Here is a 13,919-nt window from a genome sequence, read left to right as displayed (position 1 = left end):
GGCCATGTCAACGAAACGGCGTTCGCCTCGTGTTGTGGAAGGGAGTGTCGTGACCCCACGACATCGCATCGTCAGGGCATTGGCGCCCATGGTCCCCCTGGTGCTCGGCGCCGGTCTGATGGCGGCCCCGCCGGCGACCGCGGACACGACGGCCTCGGCGCCGAACTCCGTCACCGTCCGGATCGACCCGTCCTACCAGCAGCAGGAGTTCGAGGGATGGGGCACCAGCCTCGTCTGGTTCGCCAACGCCACCGGCGGCTACCCGGAGCCCATCCGAAGACGGCTCGTCGACATGCTGTTCGGTGAGGACGGACTCCGCCTCAACATCGCGCGCTACAACATCGGCGGCGGCAACGCCCCCGACGTCCGCAAGGACTACATGAAGACCGGCGCGACGATGGACGGCTTCTGGAAGGCACCGGCGGGCACCACCCGGCAGGACATGGAGTGGTGGGACCCCGACAACCCCGACCACTGGGACTGGAACGCCGACCCGGGCCAGCGCTGGTGGGTGGACCAGGTCAAGGACAAGGTCACCAAATGGGAGGCGTTCAGCAATTCGCCGCCCTGGTTCCAGACCGTCAGCGGCTACGTCTCCGGCGGATTCGACGCGAACACGGACCAGATCCGCGCGGACCGCGTCGACGAGTTCGCCGCCTATCTGGTGCGGGTCACCGAGGAGATGGAGAAGCGGCACGGCATCGACTTCGACACGATCGCCCCGCTGAACGAGCCCAACACCAACTACTGGGGCACCCAGATCGGCGCGAACGGCCAGCCCACCGGCGGCCGTCAGGAAGGCGCGCACGCGGGCCCCGCCCTCCAGCAGAAGGTGCTCCTCGCCCTGGAGAAGGCACTGCACGGGGCGAAGACCGAGGCCCGGATCTCGGCGATGGACGAGACCAACCCGACGATCTTCACGCAGAACTGGAACGCCTACGACGCCTCCGCACGGGCGGCCGTCCCCCAGCTCAACGTGCACACCTACGGCACCGGCATGCGCACCAGCGCGCGGGACATCGCCAAGGGCGCGGACAAGAAGCTCTGGATGAGCGAGGTCGAGGGCACCTGGGGCACCGGCAGCGACTTCACGAGCATGGAACCGGGCCTCGGTATGGCCACCCGTATGGTCGACGACATGCGTGAACTGGAGCCATCCGCCTGGGTGTTCTGGCAGCCGATCGAGGACTCGATCCCGCAGGCCGCGGCCGGCAAGAACTGGGGCAGCATCCACGTCCCGTTCAACTGCACGGCCACGGACACCCCGGAGACCTGCCCGATCCGGGCCAACTCCAAGTTCGACACCATCCGGAACTTCACCCATCACATCCGGCCCGGCGACCACTTCGTGAAGGTCGACGACCCCTCCAGCGTCGCCGCCGTCCGCAAGTCCGGCCGTTCGGCCACCGTCGTCCACGTCAACGGCGGTACGACCGCCCGTTCCGTCACCCTGGACCTCTCGCGCTTCCGCAAGATCGACGCGGGCGCCACCGTCACCCCCGTGGTGACGAACGCGGGCGGGGCTCTGGTCAAGGGCACCCCGGTCCCGGTGACCGACCGCTCGGCCACCCTCGACGTCCCCGCCAAGTCCGTCACCACGTTCCTGGTCGACGGCGTCCGCGGTGCGGACAAGGACGCGGCCCTCGTCCAGCCCGGTCACGTCTACCGCCTCCAGGGCGCGCAGAGCGGCAAGGCGTTCACCCCCTCGCAGGACGGCACCGGTGTCGTCCTGCGCACCACCGACGCCGCGAGCGCCCGGCAACTGTGGTCGGTGGAGCAGCTGACCTCCGGCACCGGCAACCGTGAGCGCTACGTCCTGACCAACGCGGAGACCGGCCGGCGGCTCGCCGTGCGCGACAACCAGGCCGTCCTCGAAGAACCCGCCACAGGCGAGGTGCCCGCCGCCGCGCAGTGGCTCATGTCGACCACAGGGGACGGCAGTTGGACGTTGGTGAACGCCGCCACCGGCCGTCTCCTCGACGTCACCGGGCAGTCGTCGGCGGACGGCGCCAAGGTGTCGACGTACACCCCGACGTCGGCGGACAACCAGCGCTGGGCCGTGAGCGACGAGACCGTGCTGAGCACCGAGCGGGCGGAGGCGTTCACCGTCCCGGGCCTGCGGCCGAAGCTGCCGGAGACGGTGACCCCGGTGCTCCGCGACGGTGCCCGGGGCTCCGTGCCCGTGGTGTGGGAGCTGCCGGCGGACCGCAAGTGGCGCAAGTCCGGGACCGTACGCGTCAAGGGTGAGGCCACCGACGTCCTCGGCAGGAGGATCCCCGCGGAGGCCCTCGTCACCGTCGACACGATCGCCTCGACCGTCCCCGGCCGCGCCAAGACGTACGAGGGGGGCGAGCCGGACCTGCCGGAAACGGTCGTCGGCGTCGGCCGGGACGGCGGCCGGACCGCCCTTCCGGTGACCTGGGACCGGGCGCCCGACGGGGCGTTCGACGAGAAGGGCGTGGTGACCCTGACCGGCAGGGCGGAGGTCGTCGACGGTTCCACGGTCGACGCGACCGTACGCGTCCAGGTCACCAAGGCTTCGGAGACCAACATCGCGCCCGACGCGGGCGTGTCCGTCGCCGCCACCTACACCGAGAGCGGCTACTCCGCCGAGCGGCTGCGCAACGGCAACACCGCCGAGAAGGCCTGGTCCAACTGGAGGTCGGGCACCAAGAACCCGTCCGACACCATCACCTTCGGCCTGCCGAAGTCCCGCGACCTGAGCCGGATCGTGGCCCACTTCCACCGGGACGGCACCAACGTCTCGTTCCCGCAGAGCCTGAAGGTGCAGGTCAGGGCGGCGGCGGACGGTCCATGGACCGACGCGGGCGGTCCCGTCACGGTCGGCACCGAGGGCACGCCGGTGATCGACGTCCCCCTCGACGCGGGCCCGGTGACCGGGGTGCGCGTGGTCATGACCGCGCGGCAGGGCGGCTACATCACCATGGGCGAGATCGAGGTGTACGCCAAGGCCCCCGGCGCCTCCTCGGACGCCGCCGCCTCCTCCGTAGAGGTCGACGGGAAGCCGATCGACTCCTTCGACCCCGGCACCACCGACTACCGGGTCGTCACCGCCGACCCGGGCCGGGCGGAGGTCACGGCGGCGGCACGCGACCCGTACGCGACCGTCACCGTGGACAGCACCGACGGTTCCGGTGAGGCCTCGGCCGTCGTCACCGTGCGCAGTGAGGACGGTTCCCAGACCCGGAAGTACCGGATCGAGCTGGTACGCGGCTGACGCGACCGGCGGGGGCCACGAGCGGGCCCCCGCCGGTTCACTGCGTCAGCTCCGGTCAACTCTTCGCGCAGGATGCCCCGTTGAGTGTGAAGGCCGTCGGCGCGGTGTTCGTGGCGCCCTTGCCGCCGATGAACCCGAGCGTCACCGAGCCCGCGGCCGGGATGGTGGCGGTGTAGGAAGCGGGCTTCACGCTCACCGATCCACCGCTCTGCGTGGGAGTCCCGCCCCACATGTTGCCGATCGTCTGGCCGTCGGCGAAGGCGAAGGCCAGGGTCCAGCCGCTGACTGCGGTGGTGCCGGTGTTGCGGATGACGATCTCGCCCTGGAAACCACCGGGCCACTCGTTGGTGGCCCGGTACGTCACCGCGCAGTTCCCGGCGGGGGTGCCGCCGCCCTCGTCCGTCGTGACGTTCACCGTGGCGGAACGGTTCGACCGGTTCCCGGCGGCGTCACGGGCGTAGACGGCGAAGGTGTACGCCGTGCCGGCCGTGAGACCGGTCAGGGTCGCCGAGTGGGTGGTGGAGGCCGCCAGCTTGTTCTCGGTGGAGCCGCTCACCCTGACGACGTCGTAGCCGGTGACGCCGACGTTGTCCGTGGCGGCGGTCCAGGACAGGGTGACGGAGGTCGCCGTCACCGCGGAGGCGGTCGGGGTGCCGGGGGTGGTCGGCGCCTGGGTGTCGCCCGGGGTGCCGCCGAAGACCGTGGCCTCCTTCGCCGTCCGCGCGATGCCGTTGGCGCCGTTGAAGACGCGCTCGCCCCAGGCGCTGAGCCGGGTGGGGTCGAAGCCGATCGACAGGTCGAGGACCGGGTCGGTGTTGCCGCTCCAGGACCAGGCCAGGTAGCCGAGGTCCAGCTGCTCGGCGGCGGCCATCATGGTGTCCTCGTCCGGATCGCCCCACTGGTCGGCGGGCCCGCCGAACTCGCCGATGAGCAGGGGCAGTCCGGCGTCCACGAAGGCGTTCAGGTAGTCCGTGATCTCGGCGGCGGTGTCGAAGACGCTGTACATGTGGATCGAGAAGATGAGATTGCCGGTGGTGTCGGCCTCGTACACGGACCGGGCGTTGGCACGCATGACGCCCTGCCAGTCCTGGCCCCAGTTGGGCGCGTCCACCATGATCGTGTGCTCGAAGCCCGCGGCCCGCAGCTTCTGCACGGCGGCCTTGGTGGGAGCGGTCCAGCCCGCGGGGTCGGTGTTGCCCCAGGGCTCGTTGCCGATGTTGACGATGACGTAGTTCTCCTCGCCGACGAGGACGTCCTTGAGGCTGATCCAGTAGTCGGCCGCGTGGTCGAGCGTCCCGGCCGCGGCCTCCTCGCCGTACCCGGTGGTGTCGTGCACCTCCAGGACGCAGATGAGCCGGTTGGCCTTGCACTGGGCGACGACGTTCGCCACGTCGGCGGGGCTGTTCTTCGTCCACCGGTGCCCGTCGGAGAGCACGACCCGGACGGTGTTGGCGCCGAGCGCCTTGATGTCGGCCAGCGACCGTGTCTCGCCCGGGTACCAGGTGTGGGCGTGGTTGACGCCGCGCATCACGAAGTCGTTGCCGTTGCCCTCCACGAGACGGCCGTCACTGATGTGCAGGCCGGTGGCCCGGACGCCGGACGCCGACTGGGCCAGGGCGACGGCCGGGGTGAGGACGCCGAGGAGCGCGAGCCCGATCAGGCCGGCGAGTCCTGCCAGCAGGGTGGTGAGGGGGTTTCTTCGCTGCGTGCTTGGTCCTGTTCTCATTGCGACTCCAAGTGGGGGTGGGCGCCGAGAAGTTCAGGCATCAGACGAGGTGTGGGGGGGTGGGTGTGGGCATGTGGGAGCGCTCCCATGAACCCATCAAGCCGCGTACACGTCAACCCTGCGCGCACGTTCGGGCCGCTCGGCTCTTTCGGGCCGCTCGGCTCGTTCGGCTCGTTCGGCCCGTCGGCCGATCCGGAGTAGACGGGATACCCCATCGCGGAGTCGTCCGCCTGGGCCGGAGCGAAGGGGGCGAGCAGCCCGACGGCCGGTGCTCCGGCCAGGGTTCCGCGGTGCCGGCGTCTTCGTGGTCCGCGCACGACTACCTCCCTGTGCCGCTGACGCCGTCCGGGGCTTCGGGGCGGCTCTCGTCCGTCGTCGGCAGCCAGACGCGCATCGTCGAGGGGCCCCTGCCGGCCCAGGAGTGGTAGGGCACGAGGACGATTCCGGCGGGGTCGGCGGGCTGGGGCGCGGTGGGCCGCCCCAGCGGCTCGTACGGCCACGGCGCCTCGCGCCGGCCCACGTCGGCAGCGACCTCCCCGGCCACCACGACCGTGCCGTCACCGGCCGGCCCGTCCTCGGGGGTGCTGGACGGGTCCACCCGGATCGCGTCGACCTCGTGGCCGTCCGGGAGGTCCACGGACTCGGCGCAGTACACCAGTGGGCCGCGCTGGACGGCCACCGTGCCGCGTACGGCGTCGACGCGGGGGTCCGCGTGGATCCAGCGCGGGGCGACGGGCAGGTCGAGCCGTACCTCCTCGCCGGGCCGGAAGGCCCGGGTGACGGTCGCCGTGCCGGGGGCCACCGGGCGGCGTACGCCGTCGGGGTCGACCAGCCATGCCGGGGCACCCGCCGCCCAGGCGGGCACGCGCAGCGACAGGGTCCAGGGGCCGGCCGGGGAGCGGACGATCCGGACGGTCACGGTGCCACCGGACGGGTAGTCGGTGCGGACCCCCAGGGCGACGGCCCGGCCGCCGGGGAGGGAGGTGGCGATGTCGGCGTCGGCGTACTGGTGCAGCTGCACGCCCTCGTCGTCCGCCGTCGCCAGGTAGGCCGGCAGCTGGGCCAGCGTCCGCGCCACGTTGGTGGGGCAGCACGACACCGCGAACCAGGGGGCGCGCAGCCCCGAGTCGGCGCGGGGGCTGTCGGCGTCCGCGCGCGGGGCGATGCCCCGGTGCCGCCGGTGCAGGGTGTTGGCGTAGAAGAACGAGCGGCCGTCCTCGGAGGGAGAGGTGGCGACCACGTTGAACAGGGTCCGTTCCACGAGGTCGGCGAAGCGGGGTTCGCCGGTGGCGAGCAGCAGCCGCCAGCCGAGCATCACCGAGGCGACGCCCGCGCAGGTCTCCGAGTAGGCGCGGTCCGGGGGTAGCACGAAGTCGGCGCCGAAGGACTCGTCGCGGTGGTGGGAGCCCATGCCGCCGGTGAGGTAGGTGCGGCGCGCGACCGCGGCCTCCCACTGGCGTACGACGGCGGCGAGCAGTTCGGCGTCACCGGTCTCCACGGCCACGTCGACGGCTCCGGCGGCGAGGTAGAGGGCGCGGACGGCGTGGCCGCGCAGCACCGTGGCCCGCCGGACGGGGACGTCGTCCTGGAAGTAGGCGCGGCCGAACTCACCTTCGGCGAGGGTGCCGTGGCCGCGTCGGTCGACGAACAGGGCGGCCTGGTCGAGGTAGCGCTGCCGGCCGGTGAGCCGGGCCAGCTCGACGAGGGCCGACTCGATCTGCGGATGGCCGCAGACGGCCTCGACGCCGCCCGGCCCGAACGTGGCGCAGACGTGGTCGGCGGCCCGCTGGGCGATCTTCGCGAGTTCGCCCTCGCCCCGGGCGCGGGCCTGGGCCACACCGGCCTGGACCAGGTGCCCCTGGCAGTACAGTTCGTGGCCCTCCGCGAGGTCGCTGTAGCGGGCGGGCTGTCCCGGGCGGCCGAAGGCGGTGCTCAGATAGCCGTCCGGGTCCTGGGCGGGGGCCACGAGGTCGGTGAGGGCGGAGATTCCGGCGTCCAGCGGGGCCGACCCGGGCACCGCCCCCGTGCCCCGGAGGACGGGGTCGCCGTTCGCGGCCTCCCAGGCCATGGCTTCGAGCAGCTTGTAGACCTCGGAGTCGGCGAACTCCCGGCCGCGCCGGTCCCGGTCGATCCGGCCCTCGACGGCGGCCCGGAAGTTGCCGGTCCAGCCGACGCGGTCCATCCGGTCGCGGCAGTGGTCGAGTGTGACGGTGGTGTTGGTGTGCCGTCGCCGGGCCCAGAAACCCCCGGTGATCCTGACCTCGTCGAGGCCGAGCGGCCGCAGCCGGCCACGGGTCGGCGCCACGGGCAGGACGGTCGACGTCACCACGTTCTCCCTCACCTGTTCATGCCTTCGGATCGTCCTTTCGGTCACGGTCGTCGGCCGGCTCGTCCACGCGGCGGGACGCGTGGACGACCCGGCGGGACGCGGGGACACCTCGGTCGGATGTGTGGGTGCGGCGGCGGGCTCGGGCGGAGGCGGCCGCTGGTCGCGCGGACACGTCAGCCCTTGAGCGCGCCGGACATGAAGCCCCGGATGTAGTGCCGTTGCAGGAGCAGGAACAGCAGCAGGCAGGGCACGGCGAGGACCACCACGCCCGCCTCGGTCGCGCCGTAGTCGACGGCACCCATGCTCTGCTGCCGCAAGTTGGCGACGGCCAGCGGCAGGGGTGCCTTCGCGCTGTCGGAGACGAGGATCAGGGGTGCGATGAAGTCGTTCCAGGCCGCGAGGAACGCGAACAGCCCCACGGTGATCAGCCCCGGCCGGACCGCCGGAAGCAGCACCCGGCGCAGCGCGCCCGCGGTGCCGCAGCCGTCGACCAGCGCCGACTCCTCCAGTTCGCGCGGCACCGCCTCGAAGGAGATCCGCATCATGAACGTGGCGAACGGCAGTTGGAACATCGCCAGCACCATGCTCAGCCCGATCAGCGAGTTCTGCAGGTGCAGCCTGCCGAGCAGCACGTAGAGCGGGATGAGGAGGGTGGCGTACGGGACCATGAGGATGGCCAGGGTCAGCAGGAACAGCAGGTTCTTGCCGGGAAAGTCGAAGCGGGCGAAGGCGTAGCCGCCGAGCAGGGAGACGCCGAGGGTCAGCACCACGGTCGACACCGAGACGACCGTGCTGTTCCACAGGTACTGCCACAGACCGGCGTCGTACCGCAACAGCGTCCGGTAGTTGCCGAGGCCGTATCCCGAGTCCTGCGCGGTGCCGGGCTGGGGGCTGACCGACGCCCAGGTGTTCCACAGCAGCGGGAAGAGGAAGATGACGGCCAGACCGCCGGCGAGGACGTGGTAGGGCGTACGGCCGAGGGTGCGGGCGGGCAAGGTCGGCTCCCCTCTCATGACGCGTCGGCGCGGCGCAGACCGCGGAACTGGAGGGCGTTGAGCAGGAGCAGTACGGCCAGCACGATGACCGACAGGGCGGCCGCGGTGCCGAGGTCCAGCCGTTGGAAGGCCTCGCGGTAGATCAACTGCACCACGGTGACGGTGCTGTTGTCGGGGCCGCCCTTGGTGAGGACGAAGAACTGGTCGAAGGCGAGCAGCGATCCGGTCACGCACAGCAGCAGGGTGAGGGCGAGGGACGGGCGCAGCAGGGGCAGGGTGATCGAGCGGAAGATCTGGGCGCGGCTCGCGCCGTCCACGCGCGCCGCCTCGTACACCTCGTGCGGGATGCGCTGCAGGCCCACCAGCAGGATCAGCATGTAGAAGCCGGCGAACTTCCAGACGATGAGGAACACCGTCGACAGCAGGGCGGCGGTCGGGGTGCCGAGGAAGGACACCTCGTCGTCGGCGAGGCCGAGTCGTCGGAGGATGTCGCCGAGCGGGCCGGTGGTCGGGCTGTACAGCCCCCAGAAGAGCAGGGACGCGGAGGCCAGGCCGAGGGCACTGGGCAGGAAGTAGACGGTACGGAAGAAGCCGGCGCCCGGGCGGGACTCCTGGACGAGCAGGGCGAGCAGGAGCGCCAGGCCGAGCAGGGCGACGGTGACGACGCCGGTGTAGAGGAGGGTGAAGCGCACGGCCGGCCAGAACAGCGGCGCGTCGGTGATGTCCGTGTAGTTGTCGGGGGCGTTGAGACCTTGGTCCCCGGCGAGGAGCGGCCAGTCGCTGAGCGACATCTGCCCGACGAGCAGGAGGGGCAGCACGAAGAACACCGTGACGAACACGGCGGTGGGGGCCGCGTAGGCGAGACCCTGGACCTTGCGGGACCGCCACCGGGGCGCGGTCGCGCGTGGCGGACGGCCTCGGTGTGCCGGCCGGGGCGGGTGCGCGGTCCGCGCGGGCTCGGCCACCTTCACCTGCATGCCTCTCCTCTGTCGACGGTCGCCGTGGACGTGGTGGGAAGTGGGAAGGGGGTGCCTGGTTTCTCACCCCGCTTGTCGCGCGAGGCCGGGGGAAGTGCTCGGTCGCCTGGCGCGGCCACCGGGCTCAGGCGCCTCTCCCGGATGCCGGACTCAGGCGCCTTGCCCGGATCCCGGGCTCAGGTGTCCCGCCCGGGTTCCGATCCGCTCGGTCTCAGTCGGCGAGCGACTTGCTGACCGCCTCGTTGTCCTGGTCCACCGACGTCCCGTCGCCGAAGACGGCGTCGCGCATCAGCGTCAGCCAGGGCCCGTTGGGGTCGTTGAAGGTCTGGCCGAACTTCAGGGCGTACGGGGTCCGCCCGTCGGCGACGAGTTCGTTGACGGCGACGAGCCGGGGATCGGCGTCGGAGTACTTGTTGGAGGCCAGATCGGTGCGGGCCACGACGTCCTTGTGGGCGGCGACGACGTCGACCTGTGCCTTGTCGCCGAGGGTCCAGGCGAGGAAGTTCCAGGCCTGGTCTGTCTTCTCGCTGGTCGCGGCGATGCCGATGGCGTCACCGCCGACGAACGTGGACCTGCCGCCGTCGGGGCCGGGGATGGGGGCGACCCCGAGGTCCAGATCCTTCGGCATCAGCCCGAGCGTGGTCGAGGGCATGGGCATGACCCCGACCTTGCCCTTCGGGAAGATGCCGGTCCACGTCGTGCCCGTCTCGTCCTTCGCCCCGGGCGCCACGATGTCGTCGTCCACCCAGCCCCGGTAGGTGTCGTAGACCTTCTTGGCGGTGGCGGAGGCGAGGCGCGCCTCCGTGCCGTCCTCGTTCAGCACCTCCTCGCCTCCGGCCCAGATGGACGGCCACCAGGTGAAGACGCCGCAGCCACCGCAGTTGCCGCCGAAGAAGGTCCCGTCGACGTCTCCGCCGAGCGCGTCCACCGCACGCGCCTGCTCGTCCCACTCGCCCAGGGTCGTGGGCGGCTTCTCCGGGTCGAGCTTCGCCTTCCGGTAGAGATCCTTGTTGTAGAAGAGGACCGAGAGGTCGAGGGTGTGCGGCACCACGTACTTCTTGTCCTCGAACGTGCCGGCCTTGATGTGCGACCGGGCCAGGTTCTCGGCGAAGGGCAGGGCGTCGACGCGCTCGGTGAGGTCGGCGAAGAGGCCGCTGGAGGTGTAGTTCGGGACGAAGACCACGTCGGAGGCGAACAGGTCGGGCAGGTCCCGGGAACCGGCGGCGGCACCGACCTTGGCCTGGTAGTCGTCGGTGGGGACGACGGTCAGTTCGACCTTGTTCTTGTGGCTCGCGTTGTACGCCTTGACCAGGGCCTCGCTCTGCGGCCTGGTCGCCGCGCGCGTCCACATGGTCAGCGTGGCGCCGTCGTCCACGCCGGTGGCGTTCGCCGCCCCGCCGCCTCCGCCGCCGTCACCGTCTCCGTTCCCCGACCCGCAGGCCGTGACCAGGGTCGCGGCGGTGAGCAGGGCGACGGTGCTGGTGACGAAACGGCTCGTGCGGCCACGCGGCCCGACCGTGTTCCCCATGGTCGATCCCCCTTGTCTCACGGCGGGCCGTGCGGGGCGCGCCGGTCGGGACGATGGATGCGGTGGCGCTGAACCGAGTGACGGACCGGTCGGCGGACAGGCAGTCGCCGAGCAGCGGACGCACAGTGGACCACAGCGGAAACGAAAAGAACCGAAAAGGCTTTCTGAGACGCTAGGCCGCGCCTGAATACTCGTCAATCCCCTTGCAGCGAGCGGTTGTCGATGGCTCACGGAAACCCGTGGAAGCATTCCGACCGAAACATTTCCCGTACGCTTCCGGGTGGCGCGTGTCATCCTCGGCGAGGTCGGCACGCGTGGCGAGACAGGAGATCACTCATGGCACAGGCCACCGGCCCCTCTCGTTCGCAGCCCGCCACCCTCGGCGACGTCGCCCGGCTGGCGGGCGTCTCGATCGCCACGGCGTCCAAGGCGCTCAACGGCCGCAGCCAGGTCCGGGCGGAGACCAGACAGCGGGTGGTCGAGGCCGCCGAGCGCCTGTCGTTCCGCCCCAACCAGGTCGCACGCGGCCTGCTCGCCGGGCGCACCGGCACCGTGGGTCTGCTCACCAGCGACCTGGAGGGCAGATTCGGCATACCGATCCTGATGGGTGCCGAGGACGCGTTCGGCGCGGGCGAGGTCGCGGTCTTCCTGTGCGACGCACGCGGGGACGCGATCCGCGAACAGCACCATCTGCGCGCCCTGTTGGGCCGTCGCGTCGACGGCCTCATCGTGGTCGGCAGCCGTACCGACCCACGTCCCTCCCTGGGCCGCGAGCTGCCCGTCCCGGTCGTCTACGCCTACGCTCCCTCCGACGACCCGGCGGACTTCTCCGTCGTCCCGGACAGCGTCGGCGCCGGCCGGATCGCCGTGGAGCACCTCCTCGCCTGCGGCCGCAGCCGGATCGCCCACATCACCGGCGACCCCGGCTACCTCGCCGCTCAGGACCGGGCCGCCGGAGCGCGGGCCGCGCTCGCCGACGCCGGGCTCGGCCTGGTCGGGGAACCGCGGTTCGGCGCCTGGTCGGAGGGGTGGGGACGGGCCGCCACCGCCATGCTGCTCGACGGCCACCCCGACCTCGACGCCATCCTGTGCGGCAGCGACCAGATCGCCCGTGGCGTCATGGAGGTCCTGCGCGAGCGCGGCCACCGCGTGCCCGACGACATCGCCGTCATGGGCTTCGACAACTGGCAGATCATGACCGCCGGTTCACGACCCCCACTGACCAGCGTCGACATGAACCTGAAACAGGTCGGCCGAGTAGCCGCCCACGCCCTGTTCGCCGCGATCGCCGGCACCCCGAGCACCGGCATCGACACCCTCCCCTGCAAGGTGGTGATCAGGGGCTCGACAGCACCGCTGTCCTGAGGGGCGCCCCCGGTACGCGCGGCTCACCCGAGAGCACGCCCACCCGCGCGGCGGCGTGGCCGCTCGCCGTAGCCCCGATGTGCCGGTCTCGCCGACATCGAGTCCTCGCCGCCGCGCCGATGCGGACAGGGGGCGCTACGGCGGTTGTTCGGCCCCGGCGACAGGGCGGGAGGCACCTCGCCGGCGGCACGAAGCAGCCACATCCCCGACAGCGAGCCGGTAAGCCATCCCGCGGAACGACCACTGCCCCCTCCCGCCGGCACGGCGCCAGGCAGGTACGCCCCCCGGCGCCACAACGGCGGTCGCACCCCGGCAGCGGGGCCCGCGCGGCGCGGCCGAGCGCGACGGCGTGCCGCACAGCTGGGCCGCCCCCGGAACGACCACCGACACCTCCCCGGCGGCACGGCGGCGGTAACGCCCCCGGTGGAACAACCGCCGGACTGCTCCCGGCGGCCCGACAGCCGGCACATCCCCTCACTGCGACGCAGATTCACCCCGGCAGCGGGACAACGGATACCCCCGGGCACACGACACCGGCCCCCGATGCCAAGCCCGCCAGAACATCCCCCCACACGCATGCCGTACGTCGCCCACCCCCGCACAACGGCCGTAGGTCCCGCCCTCGCTGCGGATATCGGCAACCGCAGCGGCTGCCCGCACCCCTGACAGCTCCCGGACCCGCCGCCCACAAAAGCCACCGCCCCCGCCCCCGCCCAGCCACCCATCCGGCCGGCCGGCCGCACCATCACCACCCCCTAACGCGCCTCCTCCAGATACCCCCGCGCCAACTCCCCCGCCCGTCCGAACCAGTCCGTGAGCAGGGCCAGTTCGTCGGCCGAGTACCGCGCGAACAACTCGGCGAGGCGGGCGTAGAACGGGCCGTAGACGGCCACCACCCGCTCGGCGGCGTCCGGGACCGCGACCACGCGGACCCGGCGGCGGTCGGCCGGGTCCGGCCGGCGGGTCACGAAGCCGCCGCGTTCCAGGCGGTTGAGGATGCCGGTCACCGCGCCCGTGGTGACGTGTGCGCGAGCGGCCAGATCACCGGCGGTGACCGGCGCGTCCCCGGCCTCCATGACGTACGCGAAACAGACGAGGTCGGTGACGCTCAGCCCGAGGTTCCGCGCGAACTCCTGCTGGCCGACGATCATCGTCGCGATCAGGCCGTCCATGGCGCTGATCGCTTCCGGGACGGTGGGGCGGCGTTCGGACTCCATTGAAGTTGCCTCCGAGGCAAGCTATATTCCTTACTTACTAAGACATCATAGTCGGCGCCGTGGGCGTGGCCGCGGCATGCCGTGACACGGGACGGCGCGTGCGAGGGGAGCAGTCACGTGAGTCTTCACGACGAGGGCCACACCGTCGCCGGCTGGACCGGCACCGCCATCGGCACCACCGGGTCGGCGCTTCTCGGCCTGGGGGTCTGCGGCTGGACCCCGGGGTTCGCCCTGGGCGCCACCGTCTCGGTCCTGGCCCTCCTGGTCACCTGGGGCCTGCACCTCGCCGGCTGGGGCAAGCCGCCCGGCCCCCGCCCCCGCGACCAGTGGGGCCTCGGGGTCCGCGACAGCTCCGCGCGCGGCGGCCACGGGGACTGCCTCGGCTGCCGCCTGGCCGGACGCCGCCGCACCCCGGCCCCGCTCCCGGCCGTGCCCGGACCCGACACCGGCCCGGAAGGCGCCGGTGTCACCACGACCGCCACGGCAGCGGCCGCCGACTCCCCCGCCTGACCCGACCGCCGGGCCCATTGCAGTGAAGGCACGC

The 13,919-nt window shown here is 72.0% G+C and carries 9 protein-coding genes; 3 read left to right on the top strand and 6 right to left on the bottom strand.

Annotation, left to right across the window (positions count from 1 at the left end; all coding sequences use genetic code 11):
• The first annotated feature begins 88 nt into the window (after window positions 1-88).
• Window positions 89-3,238, top strand: coding sequence for a glycoside hydrolase (locus tag ACWCRJ_RS03935; protein WP_450938143.1), 3,150 nt, complete (start codon window positions 89-91; stop codon window positions 3,236-3,238).
• 55 nt (window positions 3,239-3,293) lie between these two features.
• On the opposite strand, the gene ACWCRJ_RS03930 is transcribed toward ACWCRJ_RS03935, so the two are convergent.
• From ACWCRJ_RS03930 to ACWCRJ_RS03910, 5 genes are all read right to left on the bottom strand, one after another.
• The gene (locus ACWCRJ_RS03930; protein ID WP_450937767.1) at window positions 3,294-4,964 is read right to left on the bottom strand and encodes a cellulase family glycosylhydrolase; all 1,671 of its coding nucleotides are present in this window, start codon (window positions 4,962-4,964) and stop codon (window positions 3,294-3,296) included.
• Between the two features lie 319 nt (window positions 4,965-5,283).
• Window positions 5,284-7,290 carry a glycoside hydrolase family 127 protein gene (locus tag ACWCRJ_RS03925; RefSeq protein ID WP_450937766.1) on the bottom strand — a complete coding sequence of 669 codons (2,007 nt, stop codon included), beginning with the start codon at window positions 7,288-7,290 and terminating at the stop codon, window positions 5,284-5,286.
• A gap of 176 nt (window positions 7,291-7,466) precedes the next feature.
• On the bottom strand, window positions 7,467-8,288 hold the full coding sequence (locus ACWCRJ_RS03920) for a carbohydrate ABC transporter permease (protein WP_450937765.1): 822 nt from the start codon (window positions 8,286-8,288) through the stop codon (window positions 7,467-7,469).
• Between the two features lie 14 nt (window positions 8,289-8,302).
• Window positions 8,303-9,265 carry a carbohydrate ABC transporter permease gene (locus ACWCRJ_RS03915; RefSeq protein WP_450937764.1) on the bottom strand — a complete coding sequence of 321 codons (963 nt, stop codon included), beginning with the start codon at window positions 9,263-9,265 and terminating at the stop codon, window positions 8,303-8,305.
• A gap of 211 nt (window positions 9,266-9,476) precedes the next feature.
• Complete coding sequence (locus ACWCRJ_RS03910; protein WP_450937763.1) at window positions 9,477-10,793, bottom strand: ABC transporter substrate-binding protein; 1,317 nt, start codon at window positions 10,791-10,793, stop codon at window positions 9,477-9,479.
• A 336-nt stretch (window positions 10,794-11,129) separates the two neighbouring features.
• Here ACWCRJ_RS03910 and ACWCRJ_RS03905 point away from each other — a divergent pair, with 336 nt between their 5' ends.
• Entirely contained in the window at window positions 11,130-12,158 is a 1,029-nt protein-coding gene (locus ACWCRJ_RS03905; protein WP_450937762.1) for a LacI family DNA-binding transcriptional regulator, read from the top strand.
• Window positions 12,159-12,913: 755 nt separating this feature from the next.
• On the opposite strand, the gene ACWCRJ_RS03900 is transcribed toward ACWCRJ_RS03905, so the two are convergent.
• Window positions 12,914-13,375, bottom strand: a complete 462-nt coding sequence (locus ACWCRJ_RS03900) for a MarR family transcriptional regulator (RefSeq protein WP_450937761.1) — start codon at window positions 13,373-13,375, stop codon at window positions 12,914-12,916.
• 117 nt (window positions 13,376-13,492) lie between these two features.
• Between ACWCRJ_RS03900 and ACWCRJ_RS03895 the strand changes: the two genes are divergently transcribed.
• Complete coding sequence (locus ACWCRJ_RS03895; protein WP_450937760.1) at window positions 13,493-13,885, top strand: HGxxPAAW family protein; 393 nt, start codon at window positions 13,493-13,495, stop codon at window positions 13,883-13,885.
• Window positions 13,886-13,919 lie beyond the last annotated feature (34 nt).

The organism is Streptomyces sp. NPDC002324 (genome assembly GCF_053593335.1).
Note: the sequence above shows the minus strand (reverse complement) of the source record. Positions and strands in the feature narration are given on the sequence as shown.

Coding starts and splice junctions, on each gene's coding strand:
- ACWCRJ_RS03935 (WP_450938143.1), top strand. CDS start 89: ATGGTCCCCCTGGTGCTCGGCGCCGGTCTGATGGCGGCCCCGCCGGCG.
- ACWCRJ_RS03930 (WP_450937767.1), bottom strand. CDS start 4,964: ATGAGAACAGGACCAAGCACGCAGCGAAGAAACCCCCTCACCACCCTG.
- ACWCRJ_RS03915 (WP_450937764.1), bottom strand. CDS start 9,265: ATGCAGGTGAAGGTGGCCGAGCCCGCGCGGACCGCGCACCCGCCCCGG.
- ACWCRJ_RS03910 (WP_450937763.1), bottom strand. CDS start 10,793: ATGGGGAACACGGTCGGGCCGCGTGGCCGCACGAGCCGTTTCGTCACC.
- ACWCRJ_RS03905 (WP_450937762.1), top strand. CDS start 11,130: ATGGCACAGGCCACCGGCCCCTCTCGTTCGCAGCCCGCCACCCTCGGC.
- ACWCRJ_RS03900 (WP_450937761.1), bottom strand. CDS start 13,375: ATGGAGTCCGAACGCCGCCCCACCGTCCCGGAAGCGATCAGCGCCATG.